This is a genomic window from Pseudomonas sp. LBUM1674, from assembly GCF_059695635.1.
Genome location: NZ_CP166779.1, coordinates 1,062,926 through 1,082,981, shown reverse-complemented (window position 1 = coordinate 1,082,981; position 20,056 = coordinate 1,062,926). Strand labels below are relative to the sequence as shown.

Here is a 20,056-nt window from a genome sequence, read left to right as displayed (position 1 = left end):
GAGAGTCATTTGCCGAAAATTTCCAGCAATCGTGGCGCGATCTTGTCCAGTGGACGAATTTCTACGGCAGCGTCGATGGCGGCAGCTGCCTTCGGCATGCCGTACACCGCGCTGCTGGATTGGTCTTGGGCGATGGTCAGGTAGCCCTGTTGGCGCATGAGTTTAAGCCCCTGCGCGCCATCGCGCCCCATGCCGGTCAACAAAATACCCACGGCATCGCCGCTCCAGTAATGGGCAACGCTCTCGAAAAACACATCGATCGAGGGCCGATAGATTTCATTGACCGGTTCGGCGGTGTAGGCCAGCGTGCCGTTTTTCAACAAGCGGATATGGTGGTTGGTGCCGGCCAGCAACACCGTACCGGGCTGCGGCGGCTCGCCCTGCTGGGCCAGGCGCACGTTCAGGCCGCTGGCGCTGCTCAGCCATTCGGCCATGCCGGCGGCGAATACCTGGTCGACATGCTGCACCAGCACGATAGCCGCCGAAAAATTGCGCGGCAGGCCCTTGAGCAATACTTCCAGCGCCGCCGGCCCGCCCGCGGACGAACCGATGGCGATCAGGCGCTGACGCGAAGCCGAGCTGCGCAAGAGGCTCGGGGCCGCTCGCTCTCGATGGCCCCGGTCACCGATCAGCCAACCGATGTTGATGATCTTGCGCAGCAGCGGTGCGGCCGCGTCCTGCGCGTTACCCGCACCCAGTGCCGGCGTGTCGACGACATCCAGTGCGCCGTAGCCCATGGCTTCGAACACCCGATGCACATTCTGCTGGCGGTCGACCGTGACGATGACGATCGCGCAAGGGGTCTCGGCCATGATTCGCCGGGTCGCTTCCACGCCGTCCATCACCGGCATGATCAGGTCCATCAGAATCAGATCCGGGGTGTATTCGGCGCAACGTTGCACCGCCTCGGCCCCGTTGCCGGCGACCCAGACCACCTCGTGTGCCGGCTCGAACGCCAGGGCGCGGCGCAGGGCCTCCACCGCCATGGGCATGTCGTTGACGATGGCTATCTTCATGCCCGCGCTCCTCCGATGAGCTCCACCACTGCATCAAGCAGGGCGTCGTCATGAAAACTGGCTTTGGCTAGATAATAGTCGGCTCCGGCGTCCAGTCCACGACGGCGGTCTTCTTCGCGATCCTTATAGGACACCACCATGACCGGCAGGGATTGCAGGCGATTGTCCCGGCGCAATAAAGACACCAGTTCGATGCCGTCCATGCGCGGCATATCGATATCGGTGATCAGCAGATCGAAATCCTCCGAACGCAGGGCGTTCCAGCCATCCATGCCGTCCACCGCCACGGCGACGTCATACCCGCGATTGAGCAACAACTTGCGTTGCAGCTCGCGAACGGTCAGCGAGTCGTCGACCACCAGGATCCGTTTGTGAGCGGCTTCGACGACCTGGTTGCCCTGTCGCGAGATACGCTCCAGACGCCCGGTGTTGAGCAGCTTGTCGACCGAACGCAGCATGTCTTCGACGTCGACGATCAGCACCACCGAACCGTCGTCGAGCAAGGCCCCGGCAGAAATGTCCTGCACCTTGCCCAGTCGTTCGTCCAGCGGCAAGACCACCAATGTCCGCTCGCCGATAAAACGCTCGACGGCCACACCGTAGATCGCCTCGCGTTCACGAATCACCACCACCTTGAGGGTCTGCTGACTGTTCTGGCTCGCCGGGCGCTGCAATAGCTGGCTGGCGGCGACCAGCCCGACGTGCCGGCCTTCGTGCCAGAAGTGCTGACGGCCCTCGACCTGCACGATGTCCGCCGGCTCCAGGTCGCACATGCGCTCGATGTGAGCCAGTGGAAACGCATAAGCCTCGTCACCGACTTCCACCACCAGGCTGCGCACCACCGACAGGGTCAGCGGCACTTCGAGGTGGAAATGGCTGCCCTCGCCCGCCGCTTGCTCCAGCACCACCGCGCCGCGCAACTGCCGGACCATGTGTTGCACCGCGTCCAGCCCGACCCCGCGCCCGGACACTTCGGTGACCGTGTCCCGCAAGCTGAAACCCGGCAGGAACAAAAACGTCAGCAGTTCCTCTTCGCTCAACTGCGCAGCCGTTTCAACGGGGGATAATTGTCGCTCGATAATGCTGCGCCGGACCTTTTCCAGATCGACGCCATTGCCGTCATCGCTCAACTCCAGCACCAGCAGTCCGGCCTGATGCGAGACGCGCAGACGGATCAGGCCTTCCGCCGGTTTGCCGGCCAGCAGGCGCTGTTCCGGGGATTCGATGCCGTGGTCCACGGCATTGCGCAGCAGGTGCGTCAGCGGCGCTTCGAGTTTTTCCAGGACGTCGCGATCAACCTGGGTTTTCTCGCCCTCGATCTCCAGTCGCACCTGCTTGCCCAGGCTACGGCCAAGGTCGCGGACCATCCGCACTTGCCCGGCCAACACATCGGCAAACGGGCGCATGCGACACGCCAGCGCCGTGTCGTACAACACTTGCGCCCGTTGACTGGCCTGCCAGGCGAACTCATCCAGCTCGGCGTTTTTTTCCACCAGCAATTGCTGGGATTCGGCCAACAGTCGGCGGGCATCGTCGAGGGCTTCCCGGGCCTCCAGGCTCAAGGCATGTTCCTTGAGATGCACGTTGAGGTTTTCCAGGGCCCGCAGGCCATTGTTCTGCATGCGCTTGAGGCGCTGCATGGTCGCCAGGTGCGGCTTGAGCCGCAGCGTTTCCACCAGCGACTTGCTCGACAAGTCGAGCAGGCTGTTCAAGCGTTCGGCCGTGACCCGCAGGACTCGCTCACCGCTTTCGGTGGCGCGTCTGGCCTTGGGTGCCTGCTCGAAGGATGCGGCGAGTTGTGGTTCGACTTCCGGCACCGGCATCGGCATCGGCAGTTCAACCTTGGGGGCCGGCAGCAGATCCTCAGCCATGAACGGCGCTATGGGGGTGCTGATCGGCATGGCAAGCGCCAGCGGGTCCAGCAATCGAGCCATCAAGGCAACATAGGCCTCGATATCCGCAGGACCCGGATTGTTGTCGGGCGTTGCGATACGCATCAGCAAATCGGTGCCTTGCAATAACGCATCGATGTGCTCGGGGCGCAGATACAAGTGCCCTTCCTGCGCACTGACCAGACAATCTTCCATCACATGAGCAACACTGACGCCTGCATCGACACCGACGATCCGCGCGGCGCCCTTGAGCGAGTGCGCCGCGCGCATGCACGACTCGAGATGATCGGCCTGGGTCGGATCGCGCTCCAGCGCCAGCAGACCGGCGCTCAGCACTTGGGTCTGGGCTTCGGCTTCCAGGCTGAACAGCTCCAGCAAAGAGGAGTCGCGCAATTGCTCTGGGGTCATGTAAGGCTCCGGGTCACGGCGGACAGCAGCTGTTCTTCATCCAGCCAACGCAGGCTGCGACCTTTGAATGGCAATACACCACGGGTGTACCTCGCGCTGGCCTGGGTGCCGGATCGGGATGCCGCCTCGAGGATGCGCTCGTCGATGGCATGGATCCCGTCCACCTCGTCCACCGGCACCACCACCGGCCCGCCGTGGGCGGCGATGATCAGCATCCGCGGCATGACCCGCGCGCCGGACGCCACGCCAGCCGTCCCATCGAGGCCCAGCATTTCGACCAGGGACAGGCATGCCACCAGGGCTCCGCGCACGTTGGCCACGCCGAGCAAGGCCCGGGAACGCTGGTGCGGCAAGGAGTGGATCGCTTGCAGCGGCGCCACTTCCACCAGACTGCGGGTGGCCAGGCCCAACCATTCTTCGCCAAGACGGAACATCAACAGCGAACGGGTTTGCACGTCGCTCTCGACCGCTGTCGACACTTGCCCGCGATCATCCTGCTGCAATGCATAGCGGTCGAGCAGGCGCGTCGCGGCAGCCGAATACACCGCACAGTTGCGGCAGTGAATGTGCTCGCTCAGCAGCGGACAGGACTTGTCGCCGTGGACACCGATGCGGTTCCAGCAGTCGTCGATGGCCTGGGCATCTTCATGGGTAAGGCTAGCGATCATCGTTTACGCTCACTGTCAGCGGCGCGCTCGCTGCGGGCGGCGCGGGCCTGCAATCGCCTGGCACCCGCGGTGTCGCCCTGGGATTGCAGCAAGGCCGCCAGGTGCATCAACGCGTCGGGATGTTGCGGTTCGAGGTACAACGCCTTGCGGTAATAACCCTGGGCCTGGAGGGTATTGCCGGCGACATCGCTGAGCAGCCCCAGCCAGTAGAAGACCTGGGCCACCGGTTCGTGGCTGCGCAAATAGCTTTCGCACGCAGCACGGGCCTCGGCACTTTTGCCTTCGTTAGCCAGTGCGGCGATGTTCGCCAGCAGTGCGGCGGCATCCGGGTTGGCCGTTTTGGTCATGACAGGCAGCGGCACCACCGTCGCGAACGGCCGGCTGCGAACAGGCAGCGGTGTGACGCTGCGCACCGGTTGACGCACGGGCAGCGGCGTTGGCGCGAAAGTCGCCAATGACGCCGGTTCCGGTGCGCGCTGACGACTGAACGCAAAGGACTGCGGGATGCCGATCGAGCGCATGCCGAAACGCCCCAACAGACTGCCCTCCGCGGGGCCGATGAACAGCACGCCGTCAACATGAGTCAGACGCTTGAGCACTTCAAACACTTGCTGTTGAGTCGGCAGGTCAAAATAGATCAACAGGTTGCGGCAGAACACGAAGTCATAGGGCGGCTCATTGGCCAGGGCCGGATCCAGCAGATTGCCGACCTGCAGGCGCACTTGTTCAAGCACTCGCTCGCCGAGGCGATAGCCATCGTTTTCGGCAGTGAAATGCCGGTCGCGAAACTCGAGGTCCTGACCCCGAAATGAGTTTTTGCCGTACCGCGCACGCCTGGCTTTTTCCACCGACAGCGGACTGACGTCCATGCCCTCGACCTTGAACTGGTGCGGCTTGAACCCGGCATCGAGCAGCGCCATGGCGATGGAATACGGTTCTTCACCGGTGGAGCACGGCAGGCTGAGGATCCGCAGGGCGCGCATGTTGTTGATGTCGCCCAGGCGCTTGGCGGCCAGTTTCGCCAGTGTGACGAAAGATTCCGGATACCGGAAAAACCAGGTTTCGGGAACGATCACCGCTTCGATCAGCGCCTGCTGCTCATCCCGCGAGCCTTGCAGGGTGTGCCAGTACTCATCGGCCGTCTGCGCTCGACAGGCCGCGCTGCGCTGGCGCACCGCACGCTCGATGATCGCCGGGCCCACCGAGGTCACGTCGAGGCCGATGCGTTCCTTGAGGAAATCGAAGAACCGTTGATCACTGCTCATGGGCGCTCCTCAAGCAGCGCCAGATCCAGCGGCGGTGACGGAAACAACAGCGCGCGAACCGGCTCGCTCAACAGGTCGGCGACCCGGACCCATTGCAGCAGCCCTTGCGCGTCTTCGCGAACAGGCCCGAGGTAGGGCGCCTGGGGATTATCCAGGCCATAGGGCTGAAAATCTGCCGGGTTGCAGCGCAAGGTGTCGGTGGCCTGCTCCAGGATCAGCCCGAGCAATTGCGCCTGGATCGTTTCCCCCGGACGGTAATTGACCAGGACCAATCGGGTGCTGGTGCGAGCCTGGGCAGGTGTACCGAACGTCAGCGCGCTGAGGTCGATCACCGGCACGACCGAACCGCGATAGGCGAACACCCCCGCCACCCAGGCCGGTGCCTTGGCAATCGGTTTCAACGGCAGGCGCGGCAGCACTTCCGCTACCTCGATGGCCTGCAAGGCATAGCGCTCGTTGCCGATGCGGAACACCAGAAACAATGATTGCAGCGCCGGCTTCACGGCGGTGCGTTTGGCCGTGGGTTCGCTCATCAGACTTTGAATCGCGAAACGCCGCTACGCAGCCCTACGGCCACCTGGCTCAGTTCGTCGATGGCAAAACTGGCCTGGCGCAGGGACTCGACGGTCTGGCTGCTGGCATCGCCCAGCTGCACCAGCGCGTGGTTGATTTGTTCCGCGCCCGTGGCCTGGGCCTGCATGCCTTCGTTGACCATCAACACCCGCGGCGCCAGCGCCTGGACCTGATGGATGATCTGCGACAGCTGTTCGCCGACCTGCTGCACCTCGGACATGCCGCGGCGTACTTCTTCGGAAAACTTGTCCATGCCCATGACCCCGGCCGACACGGCCGACTGGATCTCGCGCACCATCTGTTCGATGTCGTACGTGGCGACGGCGGTCTGGTCCGCCAGACGGCGCACTTCGGTCGCCACCACGGCAAACCCGCGGCCATATTCACCGGCCTTTTCCGCTTCGATGGCGGCGTTCAGCGACAACAGGTTGGTCTGGTCGGCCACTTTGACGATGGTCACCACCACCTGATTGATGTTGCCGGCCTTCTCATTGAGGATCGCCAGCTTGGCGTTGACCAGATCCGCTGCGCCCATGACCGAGTGCATGGTCTCTTCCATCCGCGCCAGGCCTTGTTGCCCGGAACCGGCCAGCACCGAGGCCTGATCGGCGGCGGTGGAGACTTCGGTCATGGTGCGCACCAGGTCGCGGGACGTGGCGGCGATCTCGCGGGACGTCGCACCGATCTCCGTGGTGGTGGCGGCGGTTTCGGTGGCGGTGGCTTGCTGTTGCTTGGAGGTGGCGGCGATCTCGGTCACCGAGGTGGTGACCTGCACCGACGAGCGCTGAGCCTGAGACACCAGGGATGTCAGCTCGGCCATCATGTCGTTGAAGCCGGTTTCCACCGCGCCGAATTCGTCCTTGCGGGCGAGGTCCAGGCGACGGCTGAGGTCGCCGGTACGCATGATTTCGAGTATTTCAACGATCCGGTTCATCGGCGCCATGATGGCGCGCATCAACAGCAGACCGCAGATTCCGGCGGCCAATACCGCGACCAGCAGGGAGATGCCCATGATGACTTTTGCGGTGACGACGGCGTCATCGATGATCGCAACGTCCTGGTCGGCCACCGCTTTGTTTTCGCGCAGGATGTCATTGAGTTTCATGCGACCTGCGGTCCAGGTCGGGGTTAGCTGTTCGTTGAACACCTTGATGGCTTGCACTTCATCATTGCGCTGATGCAAGTCGAGCACCGCCGCCAGAACCTTGTGGTAATTCTCACTGTGTTTTTCGAAGGCGGCGAATTCGACCTTGTCTTCTTCCGTGGTGACGGTATTGCGGTAGTTACCAATTTGCTCTTGCAGACGAGACTCGAAGGATTTGAAGCTGGCGGCATCCTCAGCACTGAAGCCCTGCCCCTCCTTCAAGCCAAGCATTTCCTGGATCCGCAGGTAGCTGTCGGACCAGGCACCGCGAATCATCGAGCTGTAATACACCCCGGGAAGTGCATCTTCCCGAACGCTGGCTTCGCTGGCCTCGATCTTCAACAGCCGTGAATAGGAGACGACGACCATCAGCAACATGATGGCGATAATTACCGCAAAGCTCGCCAAGATCCGTTGGCGCAACGTCCAGTTCTTCACAGTCAGTCCTCGAGGTATTTCCAAATGCTGCGGAGTATAGCCGAGGGTGGTGTTTCATTATTAAAACAGATACGTCGCTCTGCTAATGCGGTGGGTAAATGCCGGGATTGAGTCTGAGAGGGGAGTTTTGTGTTCTATCGAGGACGATCTGCAAGAAAGGGACCGTAGATGGGTCAGTGAGGGGCGTGGTGTAGCGCAAACCGCCATCGCGGGCAAGCCCGCTCCCACAGTTGATCTTTGTCGTACACAAAACCTGTGTCTCATGGAGATCCAATGTGGGAGCGGGCTTGCCCGCGAAGGCGGTTTGAAGCCTTACACCGAAGCCGAAGCCTGGCGCACCTGCTTCTCCAGCTCGGCCTTCAACCCCGGATCGAGCTTCAGCTGACGCGCCAGTTCATCGAGATAGGACTTCTCCATGAAGTTCTCCTCGTCCACCAGCATCACACTGGCGATGTACATTTCGGCGGCCATTTCCGGGGTGCCGGCGGCACGTGCGACGTCGGCGGGGTCCAGGGGCTTGTTGAGTTCGGCGTGCAGCCAATGCTGCAGTTCCTGATCGTTGTCGAGCTTGCTGAACTCGCCTTCGATCAATTCGCGCTCCCGTGCATCGACGTGGCCGTCAGCCTTGGCCGCCGCCACCAGTGCCTTGAGGATCGCCTGGCTGTGCTGCTCGACCTGGGCGGCCGGCAAGCGGTCGATGGTTTGTGGTTCGGTTTTCGGTGCCGTGCCCTGCTGGGCTTGCCAATTGCCATACGCCTTGTAGGCAATCACGCCCAGCGCCGCCAAGCCGCCGTAGATCGCGACCTTGCCGCCGACTTTGCGCACCTTTTTGTTACCCAGCAGCAGGCCCATGGCCCCGGCTGCCAGGGCACCACCGCCAGCGCCGGAGAGCATCCCTCCCAAGCCGCCCGAGCCACCGGCACCGCCGAGCAGACCGCCCAGTCCACCGGCAGACGATTTGTTCTGCGACCCGCCGTTCTTGTTCTGCAACAGATCCTGGCCGGACTTGAGTAGCTGATCGAGCAATCCACGGGTGTTCATGTTCCGCCTCCAAAAAAGGGGTTATCCGGATCAATAAGGCCACCAGACTAGATCGAAAGTGCCCGAGATCCGTCCGCGAGAGTGCTTCGAGATGTTGCTTGACCCATAGCGGCCTCAAGCGCACCGGCTACGGCAAGGACACATCCAGTGAATCGTCGCAGGGCCAAAGTGCTGCGCGGTAATCCGGTTCGCCACGGACAGCATTTATAAAAGCGCACTACGCTAACAATTAGCCGTACCGGCATTGGCTTCACCACGTTCAGAAACTGCCCCGACCATAATTAAAGAAGAGGGAAACACCATGTTCGTGCACAAGACCGCACTGCTCAGTGCAATCACCACCGCGCTGCTGACCAGTGCCAGCATCCAGGCCGCCGAACCGCTGAAGGCCGTCGGTGCCGGCGAAGGTCAGCTGGATATCGTGGCCTGGCCTGGCTACATCGAACGTGGCGAGAGCGACAAGGCCTACGACTGGGTGACCGGTTTCGAGAAGGAAACCGGGTGCAAGGTCAACGTCAAGACGGCCGCCACTTCCGACGAGATGGTCAGCTTGATGACCAAGGGCGGTTACGACCTGGTCACCGCGTCGGGTGATGCTTCCCTGCGACTGGTCGCCGGAAAACGTGTGCAGCCGATCAACACAGCATTGATTACGAACTGGAAGAACATTGACCCTCGTCTCAAGGATGGCCCGTGGTACGTCGTCGACAAACAGACCTACGGCACCCCGTACCAATGGGGTCCGAACGTGTTGATGTACAACACCAACGTGTTCAAGACAGCCCCTGACAGCTGGAGTGTGGTGTTCGAGGAACAGACGTTGCCGGACGGCAAGTCCAACAAGGGCCGGGTTCAGGCTTACGATGGTCCGATCTATATCGCCGATGCGGCGCTCTACCTCAAGACGAAACGGCCGGAACTGGGCATCAAGGACCCGTACCAGCTCAACGAAGCGCAATACAAGGCGGCACTTGACCTGCTGCGCAAGCAACAGCCCCTGATCCACCGCTACTGGCATGACGCGACCGTCCAGATGAGCGACGTCAAGAACGAAGGCGTCGTGGCGTCGAGCACCTGGGGCTACATGGTCAATGGGCTGGTGGCGGACAAGCAGCCGGTGGCCTCGGTTATTCCCAAGGAAGGTGCAACGGGCTGGGCCGACACCACCATGCTGCACGCCGAGGCCAAGCATCCCAATTGTGCCTACAAGTGGATGGACTGGTCGCTGCAACCGAAAGTCCAGGGCGACCTCGCGGCGTGGTTCGGTTCACTGCCGGCGGTTCCTGCAGCGTGCAATGAGAGCGAATTGCTCGGCGCCGAAGGTTGCAAGACCAATGGTTTTGACCAGTTCGAGAAGATTGCCTTCTGGAAAACCCCGCAGGCCGAAGGCGGCAAGTTCGTGCCATATAGCCGCTGGACCCAGGATTACATCGCGATCATGGGCGGTCGCTAGGCCCTTTTAAGATCAAAAGATCGCAGCCTTCGGCAGCTCCTACGCCGATTGCATGCACCGCAAATGTGGCGCCCTACGCAAATCCTGTAGGAGCTGCCGCAGGCTGCGATCTTTTCGACGCACAGCCGATTCAGTTTTGCAAAGCGCGCCTTTTCGGAGCACCGTACCATGACGCTTGCAGTCCAGTTTACCAACGTTTCCCGGCAGTTCGGCGAAGTTAAGGCCGTAGACCGGGTTTCCATCGATATCCAGGACGGCGAGTTCTTCTCCATGCTGGGCCCTTCCGGCTCGGGCAAAACCACCTGTCTGCGGCTGATCGCCGGTTTCGAACAGCCGAGCGCAGGCTCCATTCGTATCCATGGTGTCGAGGCCGCCGGGCTGCCGCCCTATCAGCGTGACGTCAACACCGTATTCCAGGATTACGCGCTGTTCCCGCACATGAACGTCCTCGACAACGTCGCTTACGGTTTGAAAGTCAAAGGGGTGGGCAAGGCCGAACGGCGCAAACGTGCCGAAGAAGCCCTCGACATGGTCGCCCTCAGTGGCTACGGCGAGCGCAAACCGGTGCAACTGTCCGGCGGACAACGCCAGCGTGTGGCCCTGGCCCGCGCGCTGGTCAATCGCCCTCGGGTGCTGCTGCTTGACGAACCCCTGGGTGCACTCGACCTCAAGCTGCGCGAGCAAATGCAGGGCGAGTTGAAGAAGCTGCAACGCCAGCTCGGCATTACCTTCATTTTCGTCACCCATGATCAGACCGAAGCACTGTCGATGTCAGACCGCGTGGCCGTGTTCAACAAGGGTCGCATCGAGCAGGTCGACACGCCACGCAACCTGTACATGAAACCGGCGACCACTTTTGTGGCCGAATTCGTTGGCACCTCCAATGTGATTCGCGGTGACCTGGCGCGACAGTTGAGCGGCAATCCACAGCCGTTTTCGATCCGTCCGGAACACGTGCGTTTCGCCGAGGGCCCGCTGGCCAGCCACGAGATCGAAGTCAGTGGTTTGCTGCACGATATCCAGTACCAGGGCAGCGCCACGCGCTATGAACTGAAGCTGGAAAACGGCCAGACCCTGAACATCAGCCAGGCCAACAACCAATGGCTGGACGTCAGCGCCCGACATCAGACCGGGCAACGCGTCAGTGCCCGCTGGGCGCGAGAAGCCATGGTGGCGCTACACGACAATGTTGTCGGCGGGGTGTGAAATGAACACCGTGATGACCCCGCACCCCCCGGCCAACGGTTCGCCGTTGCGCAGGTTTTCCAACCTGCTGTATCGCCGGCCCAACCTGTATCTGTCGATGCTGCTGATACCGCCACTGCTGTGGTTCGGCGCGATCTACCTCGGTTCGCTGCTGGTGCTGCTGTGGCAAGGTTTCTACACCTTCGACGACTTCACCATGGCGGTCACGCCCGACCTGACCCTGGCGAACTTCGCAGCGCTGTTCCAGCCGTCGAACTTCGACATCATTGTGCGCACCCTGGGCATGGCCGTCGTCGTGTCGATCGCCAGCGCCGTCGTGGCCTTCCCGATTGCCTACTACATGGCGCGCTACACCAGCGGCAAGACCAAGGCGTTTTTCTACATCGCGGTGATGATGCCAATGTGGGCCAGCTACATCGTCAAGGCGTATGCCTGGACCTTGCTGCTGGCCAAGGGCGGCGTCGCGCAGTGGTTCGTTCAACACCTGGGACTGGAGCCGGTGTTGCAGTGGGTGCTGGGCATTCCCGGCGTGGGCGGCAGCACCTTGTCGACCTCGCACCTGGGGCGCTTCATGGTCTTCGTCTATATCTGGCTGCCGTTCATGATCCTGCCCATCCAGGCCTCACTTGAACGTCTGCCGCCGTCGCTGCTGCAAGCCTCGGCCGACCTCGGGGCGACGCCGCGCCAGACCTTCATGCAAGTGACGCTGCCCCTGTCGATTCCGGGCATTGCCGCCGGTTCCATCTTCACGTTTTCCCTGACCCTGGGCGATTTCATCGTGCCGCAATTGGTGGGCCCGCCGGGTTACTTCGTCGGGAGCATGGTTTACGCCCAGCAAGGCGCGATCGGCAACATGCCGATGGCCGCGGCGTTCACGTTGGTGCCGATCGTGCTGATCGCCATTTACCTGTCAATCGTCAAACGACTGGGGGCTTTCGATGCGCTCTAAATCTGTAACACAGGGCGATCAAGCGTCACTGGGCTTGCGCATCGCCGCCTGGGGCGGGTTGGTATTCCTGCACTTCCCGATCCTGATCATCTTCCTGTACGCCTTCAACACCGAAGACGCGGCGTTCAGTTTTCCGCCCAAGGGGTTCACCCTCAAATGGATCGGCGTGACGTTCTCGCGGCCCGACGTGCTGGAAGCGATCAAGCTGTCTTTGCAGATTGCGGCCGTTGCTACACTTATTGCACTGGTCCTTGGCACGCTGGCGTCGGCGGCGTTGTACCGGCGGGATTTTTTCGGCAAGCAGGGCATCTCGCTGATGTTGATCCTGCCGATCGCGTTGCCGGGGATCATTACCGGTATCGCGCTGTTGGCGACGTTCAAAACGCTGGGCATCGAGCCGGGGATGTTCACCATCATCGTCGGCCACGCGACCTTCTGCGTGGTGATCGTCTACAACAACGTCATCGCCCGGTTGCGTCGCACCTCACACAGTTTGATCGAAGCCTCGATGGACCTCGGCGCCGATGGTTGGCAGACCTTCCGCTACATCATCCTGCCGAACCTCGGCTCGGCATTGCTGGCCGGCGGCATGCTCGCTTTTGCGCTGTCGTTCGACGAGATCATCGTCACTACGTTTACCGCCGGCCATGAGCGCACCCTGCCGCTGTGGCTGCTCAACCAGCTCAGCCGCCCGCGGGACGTGCCGGTGACCAACGTCGTCGCGATGCTGGTGATGATGGTGACCATGCTGCCGATCCTCGGCGCGTATTACCTGACCCGTGGTGGTGAGAGTGTTGCGGGGAGTGGCGGGAAATAACTGACCCCATTTCTCATGTAGACGCTGAACAATGTAGGAGCTGGCTTGCCAGCGAAGGCGGTGGATCAGCCGACATCATTGTCGAAAGTGATGGCCCCTTCGCTGGCAAGCCAGCTCCTACAGGGGCCCGGTTTCCACGCAGAAAAATAATGGATTCGAAGAGGACAAAGCCATGCAAACCCAACTCTTGATCAACGGCCAGCTGATCGACGGCGAAGGTCCGGCCCAACCGGTGTTCAACCCGGCGCTGGGGCGTGTACTGGTAGAAATCAACGAAGCCAGCGAAGCCCAGGTCGATGCCGCCGTGCACGCCGCCGACAACGCCTTCGAAAGCTGGTCTCAGACCACGCCGAAAGAGCGTTCGCTGCTGCTGCTCAAACTCGCCGACGCCATTGAAGCCCATGGCGAAGAACTGGCCAAACTGGAATCGGACAACTGCGGCAAACCCTACAGTGCCGCGCTGAACGACGAGATCCCGGCGATTGCGGACGTGTTCCGTTTCTTCGCCGGCGCCAGCCGTTGCATGAGCGGTTCGGCGGGCGGTGAATACCTGCCCGGCCACACGTCGATGGTCCGCCGCGACCCGGTGGGCGTGATCGCCTCCATCGCGCCGTGGAACTACCCACTGATGATGGTCGCCTGGAAAATCGCCCCGGCCCTGGGCGCCGGTAATACCGTGGTGCTCAAGCCGTCGGAACAAACCCCGCTGACCGCGATGCGTCTGGCGCAACTGGCGTCGGAAATTTTACCGGCCGGCGTGCTTAATCTGGTGTTCGGCCGTGGCCCGACGGTTGGCAGCCCGTTGGTCACGCACCCGAAAGTGCGCATGGTGTCGCTGACCGGCTCGATCGCTACGGGCTCGAACATCATTTCCAGCACCGCCGACAGCGTCAAACGTCTGCACATGGAACTGGGCGGCAAGGCCCCGGTGATCATCTTCGACGACGCCGACATCGACGCCGCCGTGGAAGGCATTCGCACCTTCGGCTTCTACAACGCCGGCCAGGACTGCACCGCCGCGTGCCGCATCTATGCGCAGGAAGGCATTTACGACCAGTTCGTCGAGAAGCTCGGCGCGGCGGTCAGCAGCATCAAGTACGGCGTGCAGGATGACCCATCGACCGAGCTGGGTCCGCTGATCACCGCACAACATCGCGACCGTGTGGCCGGGTTCGTCGAGCGCGCCGTGGCGCAGCCGCATATCCGCTTGATCACGGGCGGCAAGGCGGTGGAAGGCGATGGCTACTTCTTCAAGCCGACGGTGCTGGCCGACGCGCAACAGGATGACGAAATCGTCCGCCGCGAAGTGTTCGGGCCGGTGGTGTCGGTGACCCGATTCAGCGATGAGGCGCAGGTGCTGGGCTGGGCCAACGATTCGGACTACGGCCTGGCGTCGTCGGTCTGGACCTCGGACGTCGGTCGTGCGCATCGCCTTTCGGCCCGCTTGCAGTACGGCTGCACCTGGGTGAACACGCACTTCATGCTGGTCAGCGAAATGCCCCATGGCGGGCAGAAACTGTCCGGGTATGGCAAGGACATGTCCTTGTATGGGTTGGAGGACTACACGGTGGTGCGGCATGTGATGTTCAAGCATTAAAAGCTTCGCGGGCAAGTCGGATCGCCGCAGTTCATGTGGGAGCGGCGGTGCGGCGATCTGACTTGCCCGCGATGGTGTCAACGCCGATTGAAGGAAGACCCCGGCCATATGCACCACCAGGTTCACCCCCAAAGAAGCCAAGATAATACAAATTCCTACAGATCCAGCCTTCCGATAAAGACTCCAATTCCTACAACAAGCGTCGCCAGAGTAGACTTGGCGTCGCGAGCGCCTGAACGATAGGCTTTACCTCGTCGCTGCAAAATCAGCGACCCGGGGTCGAAGCCGGAGCAAGTCAAAACGGCGCTTATGCGCCCCCTATAGGACTGTGGCTGGTTTATGCCTTCAGTTCTGCTTTATGGCGGGCCGTGTGGCGCGGGCCTTTCGGCTTCCGTTTTGACTGGAAGTGTCCCGACTTCGAACGCCACTCGGTTCGCCACCCAACCTATCGAAGGGTTGGTGGCGACTTTCCTACTCAAAACGGAAGTCACTTCATGCCAACGCACGCTCAAAACTCGCCCCTTCCCTGCTTCACCCCAATCATCTTCACCCGCCACAACCGCTTCCTCCACACTTTCATGCAAGACAACCAAGCCTGGTTCTGCGTCCACGATCTCGGTCGACTGATGGGACGCCCGATGGACCAACGCCTCACCCTGAAACTGGATCCGGATCAGCGCCGTTACGTCTGGTTGCTCAAGAACGGTCAAACCGTCGAGTCGCTGATGGTCAGCGAGTCAGGAATGTATGCCCTTCTTGTTCACCATTTCGTCCCGGAAAACAGAAACCTGCGCCAATGGCTGAGCAACGAAGTCATACCAATACTGCATGATTCGAAAACCGCATCAGTGGAAAACATGCCAAGCCTGAGTTCCTTGCAATGGGCCGGCATCTCGGTGCCGCTTCTACACTGGCAGCATCAGGCGTGGATCAAGTGGAGAGACATGCCTGATCTGATGCAGGCACAGCGGCCGTTCACGATCGTGGGTACTTGCAGTTGAAGGAGGGGTGAATAAATAAAAAAGGGGCAGACTTCACCGTCCGCCCCTTTTTGCCAGCCTCACGCTCAAAATCTCCATGAGTAGCCATCTTGAAAGGCATACCCTCTGAATCACAAAAAATCTCAGGCAGGCACTATTAACTCGACCGAAGGAAAATAGTTGCGATAGCGCTTTGCATCCCGCGTCAGCAATGGAAACTTTTTTACAGCGGCATGAGCGCCGATGAAGAAGTCGGCCAAAACATTGCTTTTCCCACCACCCACTTTCCGATAACGAACGAAGGCCTTCCCCGCCAGAAATAAAGCCGGCCGCGGGACTTCCTGCATGGCCAGCCCGAGCTGGGTCACCACATCATCCAATGCTTCATAAGTGGAAAACGTCTGAGAGAGTTCGGCATAAATAAATGGATTGATGGCTAACTCATGAATCTGGGACTGAGCACGTAGCTGTTGTATGGACCAATCAGCCCAAACAGGGTCATCTTCCAGAACATCAATCAACACATTCGTGTCGACCAATATCATCAGTCCTCACCTCGCAGTAAGGCCATCAAATCGTCAGTACGCCATTTGATATCAGCCTTACCACGCACCGCCTCGAATCGATCAGGGGTGACTGCCTTGCTGGTGTCGTCTTTTGCCTTTCGGCCATGCAACACTACCTCGCCTTGCGCGTTGACGCTGAACTCGATGGCCGAACCCGGTAACAGGTGCAGTGCATCACGAATAGGCTTGGGAATAGTGACTTGCCCTTTGCTGGTCATGGTTGTTGTCATGATCCTCACCTCAAGTATTACTCTTCAGACAAAAGTAATACCTAACAGATAAGTGCGCAACCGCCGCTCATCGTAGGCATTTTCGCCTCAATCTGAAGGATCCAACCGTGGCACCGGAGCCACGGCCGTATCCAGTACCTCCTCAAAACCGCGAAACACTCCTCATCGCGTCCACCAGATAGCGCATGGCAATCCGGTCGCTCTCCGACAACTCGCGATAGCGCTCCACCAGTTTCATCTCCTCGGAATTGAGCCGACGCCTCCTCCGCCCGGTCATCAGGCACGGAAAGATCCCCAACATTTCGGTGATGCCTTGTACTTTCGACATGGACGATGTCCTTATATATGCCAGAGAAAACTTGAAAAGCCGCATCGCCCTACCCTTTTTTCAGCGGTCACCTTGTGCCAACTGAATCCCACCGGCCTGAGGGCAGAAACCGGTCATGTCCATAGAATAGGAAGTTATTCCGGCTGAAAAGCGATTTTTAGAGTAATTAGTCGAAAAAAGCAGGAATGCCCTATAAATCAGAAAGCTCTGTCGGAAATTGTTACTGACATGTCTTGTTTCATTGCCGCGCTATCGTCAGGCCATCAATCATTTTTTCTCTGCGACCGAACGGTTTAAGCTATTTGGCATCTGTTTAAAGACCGTTGCGTTTGGCCGAAGGCATGTCCGAACCTCCATTTTTGATCCAATGTGCCAGGAACGGTGCGGGATTGTTCACGACAGGTTGTACTTATGCACCGCAGGAATTTGCTCAAAGCGTCTATGGCCATCGCGGCTTACACCGGTCTATCGGCCACCGGCCTGCTGGCCGCTCGAGCCTGGGCCGGTAACGGAGCGGCAGATGGAGAAGCTCAGGCGTTCGATTTCGAAGCCCTGAAGATCCAGGCCAAGCAACTCGCCGGTAACCGCTACCAGGACACCAAACAGGTGCTGCCGCCGACCTTGGCGACCATGACCCCGCAGAATTTCAACGCGATTCGCTACGACGGTAACCACTCCCTGTGGAAAGACCTGAACGGTCAACTCGACGTGCAGTTTTTCCACGTCGGCATGGGTTTCAAGCAACCGGTGCGCATGTACAGCGTCGATCCCAAGACGCGTCAGGCGCGCGAGGTGCATTTCCGCCCGTCCCTGTTCAACTATGAAAAAACCACGGTCGACACCAAGCAACTCACCGGCGACCTGGGCTTTTCCGGGTTCAAGCTGTTCAAGGCCCCGGAGCTGGACCGGCATGACGTGCTGTCCTTCCTCGGCGCCAGTTATTTCCGCGCGGTAGACGCCTCTGGCCAGTACGGTCTGTCGGCCCGCGGCCTGGCGATCGACACCTATGCAAAAAAGCGTGAGGAATTCCCGGACTTCACCAAGTTCTGGTTCGAGACGCCGGACAAGGACGGCACCCGCTTCGTGGTCTACGCGCTGCTGGACTCGCCAAGCGCCACCGGTGCCTACCGCTTCGACATCGATTGCCAGGCCGAACGCGTGGTGATGGGCATCGATGCTCACATCAATGCGCGCACCGCCATCGAACAGCTGGGTATCGCGCCGATGACCAGCATGTTCAGCTGCGGCACCCATGAGCGCCGTATGTGCGACACCATTCATCCGCAAATCCACGACTCCGATCGCCTGGCGATGTGGCGTGGTAATGGCGAGTGGATCTGCCGTCCCCTGAACAACCCGGCCACCTTGCAATTCAACGCCTTCGCCGACACCGATCCAAAAGGTTTCGGCCTGGTACAGACCGATCACGAATTCGCCAATTATCAGGATACCGTCGACTGGTACAGCAAGCGCCCAAGCCTGTGGGTAGAACCTACGACGGCATGGGGCGAAGGCTCGATCGATCTGTTGGAAATTCCTACGACCGGCGAAACCCTCGATAACATCGTCGCCTTCTGGACCCCGAAAAAACCGGTGGCGGCCGGCGACTCGCTGAACTACGGCTACAAGCTCTACTGGAGCGCGCTGCCACCGGTGAGTACGCCGCTGGCGCGGGTGAACGCGACCCGTTCGGGCATGGGCGGCTTCATAGAAGGCTGGGCGCCTGGCGAGCATTACCCGCCAGTCTGGGCGCGACGGTTTGCCGTGGACTTCACGGGCGGCGGTCTTGATCGCTTGCCGGAGGGTGCGGGGATCGAGCCTGTGGTCACTTGCTCGAACGGCGAGGTGAAAGACTTCAACGTGCTGGTCCTGGATGCCATCAAGGGCTATCGGATCACGTTTGACTGGTATCCGACCAATGACAGCGTGGCGCCGGTGGAGCTGCGGTTGTTCATTCGCACCAATGACCGGACCTTGAGCGAAACCTGGTTGTACCAGTACTTCCCGCCGGCGCCGGAGAAGCGTAAGTACACCTGACAGCAAAATCAAAAGATCGCAGCCTGCGGCAGCTCCTACAGGGGGGAATGCGATCTAATGTAGGAGCTGCCGCAGGCTGCGATCTTTTGACGTTAAAAAGCCCTGGTCATGTAGACCGGGGCTTTTTGGTTTTACAGCCTCACTCAATCACGCAAATCCGACTCATGAATCGGCTGTTCCCGATGGGTTGCCCGCTGATACTGCGCCGGCCAGATGGCCTTGCGCCCACCCAGGTCGTCATCGGCATGCAGCGGCCAGTACGGATCGCGCAACAGTTCCCGAGCCAGGAAGATGATGTCAGCCTGGCAGGTGCGCAATATGTGCTCGGCCTGAGCGGGTTCGGTAATCATGCCTACAGTGCCGGTGGCAATGCCTGACTCCTTGCGCACACGTTCAGCGAAGCGGGTCTGATATCCAGGCCCTGTGGGAATCTCGGCATTGACCGCCGTACCACCCGACGACACGTCGATCAGGTCCACGCCCAACGCCTGAAGACGCCGCGCCAGTTCGACGGTTTCATCGGGGTTCCAGCCGTCTTCCACCCAATCGGTGGCCGACACCCGCACAAACAGCGGCAGCTCCTCGGGCCATACCGCACGCACCGCCTCGGTGACTTGCAGCACCAGCCGAATTCTATTCTCGAACGAACCGCCATATTGATCGCGTCGCTGATTACTCAAGGGCGACAGGAACTGGTGCAACAGATAACCGTGGGCGGCGTGTATTTCCACCACTTTGAAACCGGCGGTCAGCGCCCTTTTGGCCGAATCGACAAAGGCCTGAATGACATCGGCGATCTGGCCTTCATCAAGCTGTTTGGGTTGGGTGTGCTGGGGATCGAAAGCGATCGGCGAAGGACCGACCGGAGTCCAGCCACCTGCATCGGGTTTGACGCTGCCATGCTTGCCCAGCCACGGCCGCCAAGTGCTGGCCTTGCGCCCGGCGTGGGCCAACTGAATGCCGGCCACGGCGCCCTGAGCGGTGATGAAGCGGGTGATACGTTGCAGGGGTTCGATCTGTTCGTCGTTCCACAGGCCGAGGTCATCGGCGGTGATCCGTCCGTCGGCAGTGACCGCCGTGGCTTCGGTAAACACTAGACCGGCGCCGCCGACAGCGCGGCTGCCAAGGTGGACCAGGTGCCAGTCATTGGCCAGGCCATCCACGCTCGAGTACTGGCACATCGGCGAGACCGCAATGCGGTTGAGCAGGGTCAATTGGCGAAGGGTATAGGGTTCAAGCAGCAGACTCATGGGGCACCTCTCGAATCAGTGGGCAGGCTCCAGGGTTCTGTTTGAAAGTCGACGAGTGACAGGACAAAAAGCTGCAGCACCCGCCCCCGCGGGCAAAAAATTCGACAAGACGTCACAAGGATTATCAAGCAGTGCTTAGAGCCTAGTCGACATCGGGGGATGAGGGAGGGTTCAGATGAATTCGGTGTCAGAGAGCTT

At 60.6% G+C, this 20,056-nt stretch carries 18 protein-coding genes; 7 read left to right on the top strand and 11 right to left on the bottom strand.

Going from position 1 to position 20,056, the window contains the following annotated elements:
• Positions 1-5 precede the first annotated feature (5 nt).
• The 7 genes from ACA067_RS04975 to ACA067_RS04945 all read right to left on the bottom strand — a co-directional run bounded on the left by ACA067_RS04975 (position 6) and on the right by ACA067_RS04945 (position 8,445).
• Positions 6-1,016 (bottom strand): chemotaxis response regulator protein-glutamate methylesterase, encoded by a 1,011-nt coding sequence (locus tag ACA067_RS04975; protein WP_497460841.1) that lies wholly within the window; start codon positions 1,014-1,016, stop codon positions 6-8.
• Entirely contained in the window at positions 1,013-3,316 is a 2,304-nt protein-coding gene (locus tag ACA067_RS04970) for a hybrid sensor histidine kinase/response regulator (protein WP_497460840.1), read from the bottom strand. The genes ACA067_RS04975 and ACA067_RS04970 overlap by 4 nt, the downstream gene beginning before the upstream one ends.
• On the bottom strand, positions 3,313-3,984 hold the full coding sequence (locus tag ACA067_RS04965) for a chemotaxis protein CheW (protein WP_497460839.1): 672 nt from the start codon (positions 3,982-3,984) through the stop codon (positions 3,313-3,315). Before ACA067_RS04965 ends, ACA067_RS04970 begins: the two co-directional genes overlap by 4 nt.
• A complete protein-coding gene (locus tag ACA067_RS04960; protein WP_497460838.1) occupies positions 3,981-5,249 on the bottom strand; it encodes a CheR family methyltransferase in 1,269 nt (422 codons plus the stop codon). Before ACA067_RS04960 ends, ACA067_RS04965 begins: the two co-directional genes overlap by 4 nt.
• A complete protein-coding gene (locus ACA067_RS04955; RefSeq protein ID WP_497460837.1) occupies positions 5,246-5,782 on the bottom strand; it encodes a chemotaxis protein CheW in 537 nt (178 codons plus the stop codon). Before ACA067_RS04955 ends, ACA067_RS04960 begins: the two co-directional genes overlap by 4 nt.
• Positions 5,782-7,404, bottom strand: a complete 1,623-nt coding sequence (locus ACA067_RS04950; RefSeq protein ID WP_497460836.1) for a methyl-accepting chemotaxis protein — start codon at positions 7,402-7,404, stop codon at positions 5,782-5,784. The genes ACA067_RS04955 and ACA067_RS04950 overlap by 1 nt, the downstream gene beginning before the upstream one ends.
• A 312-nt stretch (positions 7,405-7,716) precedes the next feature.
• The gene (locus tag ACA067_RS04945; protein WP_497460835.1) at positions 7,717-8,445 is read right to left on the bottom strand and encodes a tellurite resistance TerB family protein; all 729 of its coding nucleotides are present in this window, start codon (positions 8,443-8,445) and stop codon (positions 7,717-7,719) included.
• A gap of 301 nt (positions 8,446-8,746) precedes the next feature.
• Here ACA067_RS04945 and ydcS point away from each other — a divergent pair, with 301 nt between their 5' ends.
• From ydcS to ACA067_RS04915, 6 genes are all read left to right on the top strand, one after another.
• Positions 8,747-9,898, top strand: a complete 1,152-nt coding sequence (gene ydcS / locus ACA067_RS04940) for a putative ABC transporter substrate-binding protein YdcS (protein ID WP_497460834.1) — start codon at positions 8,747-8,749, stop codon at positions 9,896-9,898.
• Between the two features lie 168 nt (positions 9,899-10,066).
• Positions 10,067-11,104 carry an ABC transporter ATP-binding protein gene (locus ACA067_RS04935; RefSeq protein ID WP_497460833.1) on the top strand — a complete coding sequence of 346 codons (1,038 nt, stop codon included), beginning with the start codon at positions 10,067-10,069 and terminating at the stop codon, positions 11,102-11,104.
• 13 nt (positions 11,105-11,117) lie between these two features.
• Positions 11,118-12,053 (top strand): ABC transporter permease, encoded by a 936-nt coding sequence (locus ACA067_RS04930; protein WP_497460832.1) that lies wholly within the window; start codon positions 11,118-11,120, stop codon positions 12,051-12,053.
• The gene (locus tag ACA067_RS04925) at positions 12,043-12,870 is read left to right on the top strand and encodes an ABC transporter permease (protein ID WP_497460831.1); all 828 of its coding nucleotides are present in this window, start codon (positions 12,043-12,045) and stop codon (positions 12,868-12,870) included. The genes ACA067_RS04930 and ACA067_RS04925 overlap by 11 nt, the downstream gene beginning before the upstream one ends.
• 172 nt (positions 12,871-13,042) lie before the next feature.
• A complete protein-coding gene (locus tag ACA067_RS04920; RefSeq protein ID WP_497460830.1) occupies positions 13,043-14,467 on the top strand; it encodes a gamma-aminobutyraldehyde dehydrogenase in 1,425 nt (474 codons plus the stop codon).
• A 494-nt stretch (positions 14,468-14,961) separates the two neighbouring features.
• Positions 14,962-15,468 (top strand): BRO-N domain-containing protein, encoded by a 507-nt coding sequence (locus ACA067_RS04915; RefSeq protein WP_497460829.1) that lies wholly within the window; start codon positions 14,962-14,964, stop codon positions 15,466-15,468.
• Positions 15,469-15,590: 122 nt separating this feature from the next.
• Here the strand turns inward: ACA067_RS04915 and ACA067_RS04910 are convergent, their stop codons facing one another.
• From ACA067_RS04910 to ACA067_RS04900, 3 genes are all read right to left on the bottom strand, one after another.
• Positions 15,591-15,992: a type II toxin-antitoxin system VapC family toxin gene (locus ACA067_RS04910; protein WP_497460828.1), complete on the bottom strand. Its 402-nt coding sequence runs from the start codon at positions 15,990-15,992 to the stop codon at positions 15,591-15,593.
• Positions 15,992-16,243, bottom strand: coding sequence for an AbrB/MazE/SpoVT family DNA-binding domain-containing protein (locus ACA067_RS04905; protein ID WP_150748246.1), 252 nt, complete (start codon positions 16,241-16,243; stop codon positions 15,992-15,994). The genes ACA067_RS04910 and ACA067_RS04905 overlap by 1 nt, the downstream gene beginning before the upstream one ends.
• A 142-nt stretch (positions 16,244-16,385) precedes the next feature.
• A complete protein-coding gene (locus ACA067_RS04900) occupies positions 16,386-16,571 on the bottom strand; it encodes a hypothetical protein (protein ID WP_497455450.1) in 186 nt (61 codons plus the stop codon).
• 411 nt (positions 16,572-16,982) lie between these two features.
• Here ACA067_RS04900 and ACA067_RS04895 point away from each other — a divergent pair, with 411 nt between their 5' ends.
• Positions 16,983-18,608: a glucan biosynthesis protein D gene (locus tag ACA067_RS04895; RefSeq protein ID WP_497460827.1), complete on the top strand. Its 1,626-nt coding sequence runs from the start codon at positions 16,983-16,985 to the stop codon at positions 18,606-18,608.
• Between the two features lie 143 nt (positions 18,609-18,751).
• Here ACA067_RS04895 and ACA067_RS04890 read toward each other — a convergent pair whose 3' ends face one another.
• Positions 18,752-19,858 (bottom strand): NADH:flavin oxidoreductase/NADH oxidase, encoded by a 1,107-nt coding sequence (locus ACA067_RS04890; RefSeq protein ID WP_497460826.1) that lies wholly within the window; start codon positions 19,856-19,858, stop codon positions 18,752-18,754.
• Positions 19,859-20,056 lie beyond the last annotated feature (198 nt).

Coding starts and splice junctions, on each gene's coding strand:
- ACA067_RS04915 (WP_497460829.1), top strand. CDS start 14,962: ATGCCAACGCACGCTCAAAACTCGCCCCTTCCCTGCTTCACCCCAATC.
- ACA067_RS04920 (WP_497460830.1), top strand. CDS start 13,043: ATGCAAACCCAACTCTTGATCAACGGCCAGCTGATCGACGGCGAAGGT.
- ACA067_RS04900 (WP_497455450.1), bottom strand. CDS start 16,571: ATGTCGAAAGTACAAGGCATCACCGAAATGTTGGGGATCTTTCCGTGC.
- ACA067_RS04925 (WP_497460831.1), top strand. CDS start 12,043: ATGCGCTCTAAATCTGTAACACAGGGCGATCAAGCGTCACTGGGCTTG.
- ACA067_RS04910 (WP_497460828.1), bottom strand. CDS start 15,992: ATGATATTGGTCGACACGAATGTGTTGATTGATGTTCTGGAAGATGAC.
- ACA067_RS04970 (WP_497460840.1), bottom strand. CDS start 3,316: ATGACCCCAGAGCAATTGCGCGACTCCTCTTTGCTGGAGCTGTTCAGC.
- ACA067_RS04945 (WP_497460835.1), bottom strand. CDS start 8,445: ATGAACACCCGTGGATTGCTCGATCAGCTACTCAAGTCCGGCCAGGAT.
- ACA067_RS04935 (WP_497460833.1), top strand. CDS start 10,067: ATGACGCTTGCAGTCCAGTTTACCAACGTTTCCCGGCAGTTCGGCGAA.
- ACA067_RS04960 (WP_497460838.1), bottom strand. CDS start 5,249: ATGAGCAGTGATCAACGGTTCTTCGATTTCCTCAAGGAACGCATCGGC.
- ACA067_RS04965 (WP_497460839.1), bottom strand. CDS start 3,984: ATGATCGCTAGCCTTACCCATGAAGATGCCCAGGCCATCGACGACTGC.
- ACA067_RS04955 (WP_497460837.1), bottom strand. CDS start 5,782: ATGAGCGAACCCACGGCCAAACGCACCGCCGTGAAGCCGGCGCTGCAA.
- ydcS (WP_497460834.1), top strand. CDS start 8,747: ATGTTCGTGCACAAGACCGCACTGCTCAGTGCAATCACCACCGCGCTG.
- ACA067_RS04905 (WP_150748246.1), bottom strand. CDS start 16,243: ATGACAACAACCATGACCAGCAAAGGGCAAGTCACTATTCCCAAGCCT.
- ACA067_RS04930 (WP_497460832.1), top strand. CDS start 11,118: ATGACCCCGCACCCCCCGGCCAACGGTTCGCCGTTGCGCAGGTTTTCC.
- ACA067_RS04890 (WP_497460826.1), bottom strand. CDS start 19,858: ATGAGTCTGCTGCTTGAACCCTATACCCTTCGCCAATTGACCCTGCTC.
- ACA067_RS04895 (WP_497460827.1), top strand. CDS start 16,983: ATGCACCGCAGGAATTTGCTCAAAGCGTCTATGGCCATCGCGGCTTAC.
- ACA067_RS04975 (WP_497460841.1), bottom strand. CDS start 1,016: ATGAAGATAGCCATCGTCAACGACATGCCCATGGCGGTGGAGGCCCTG.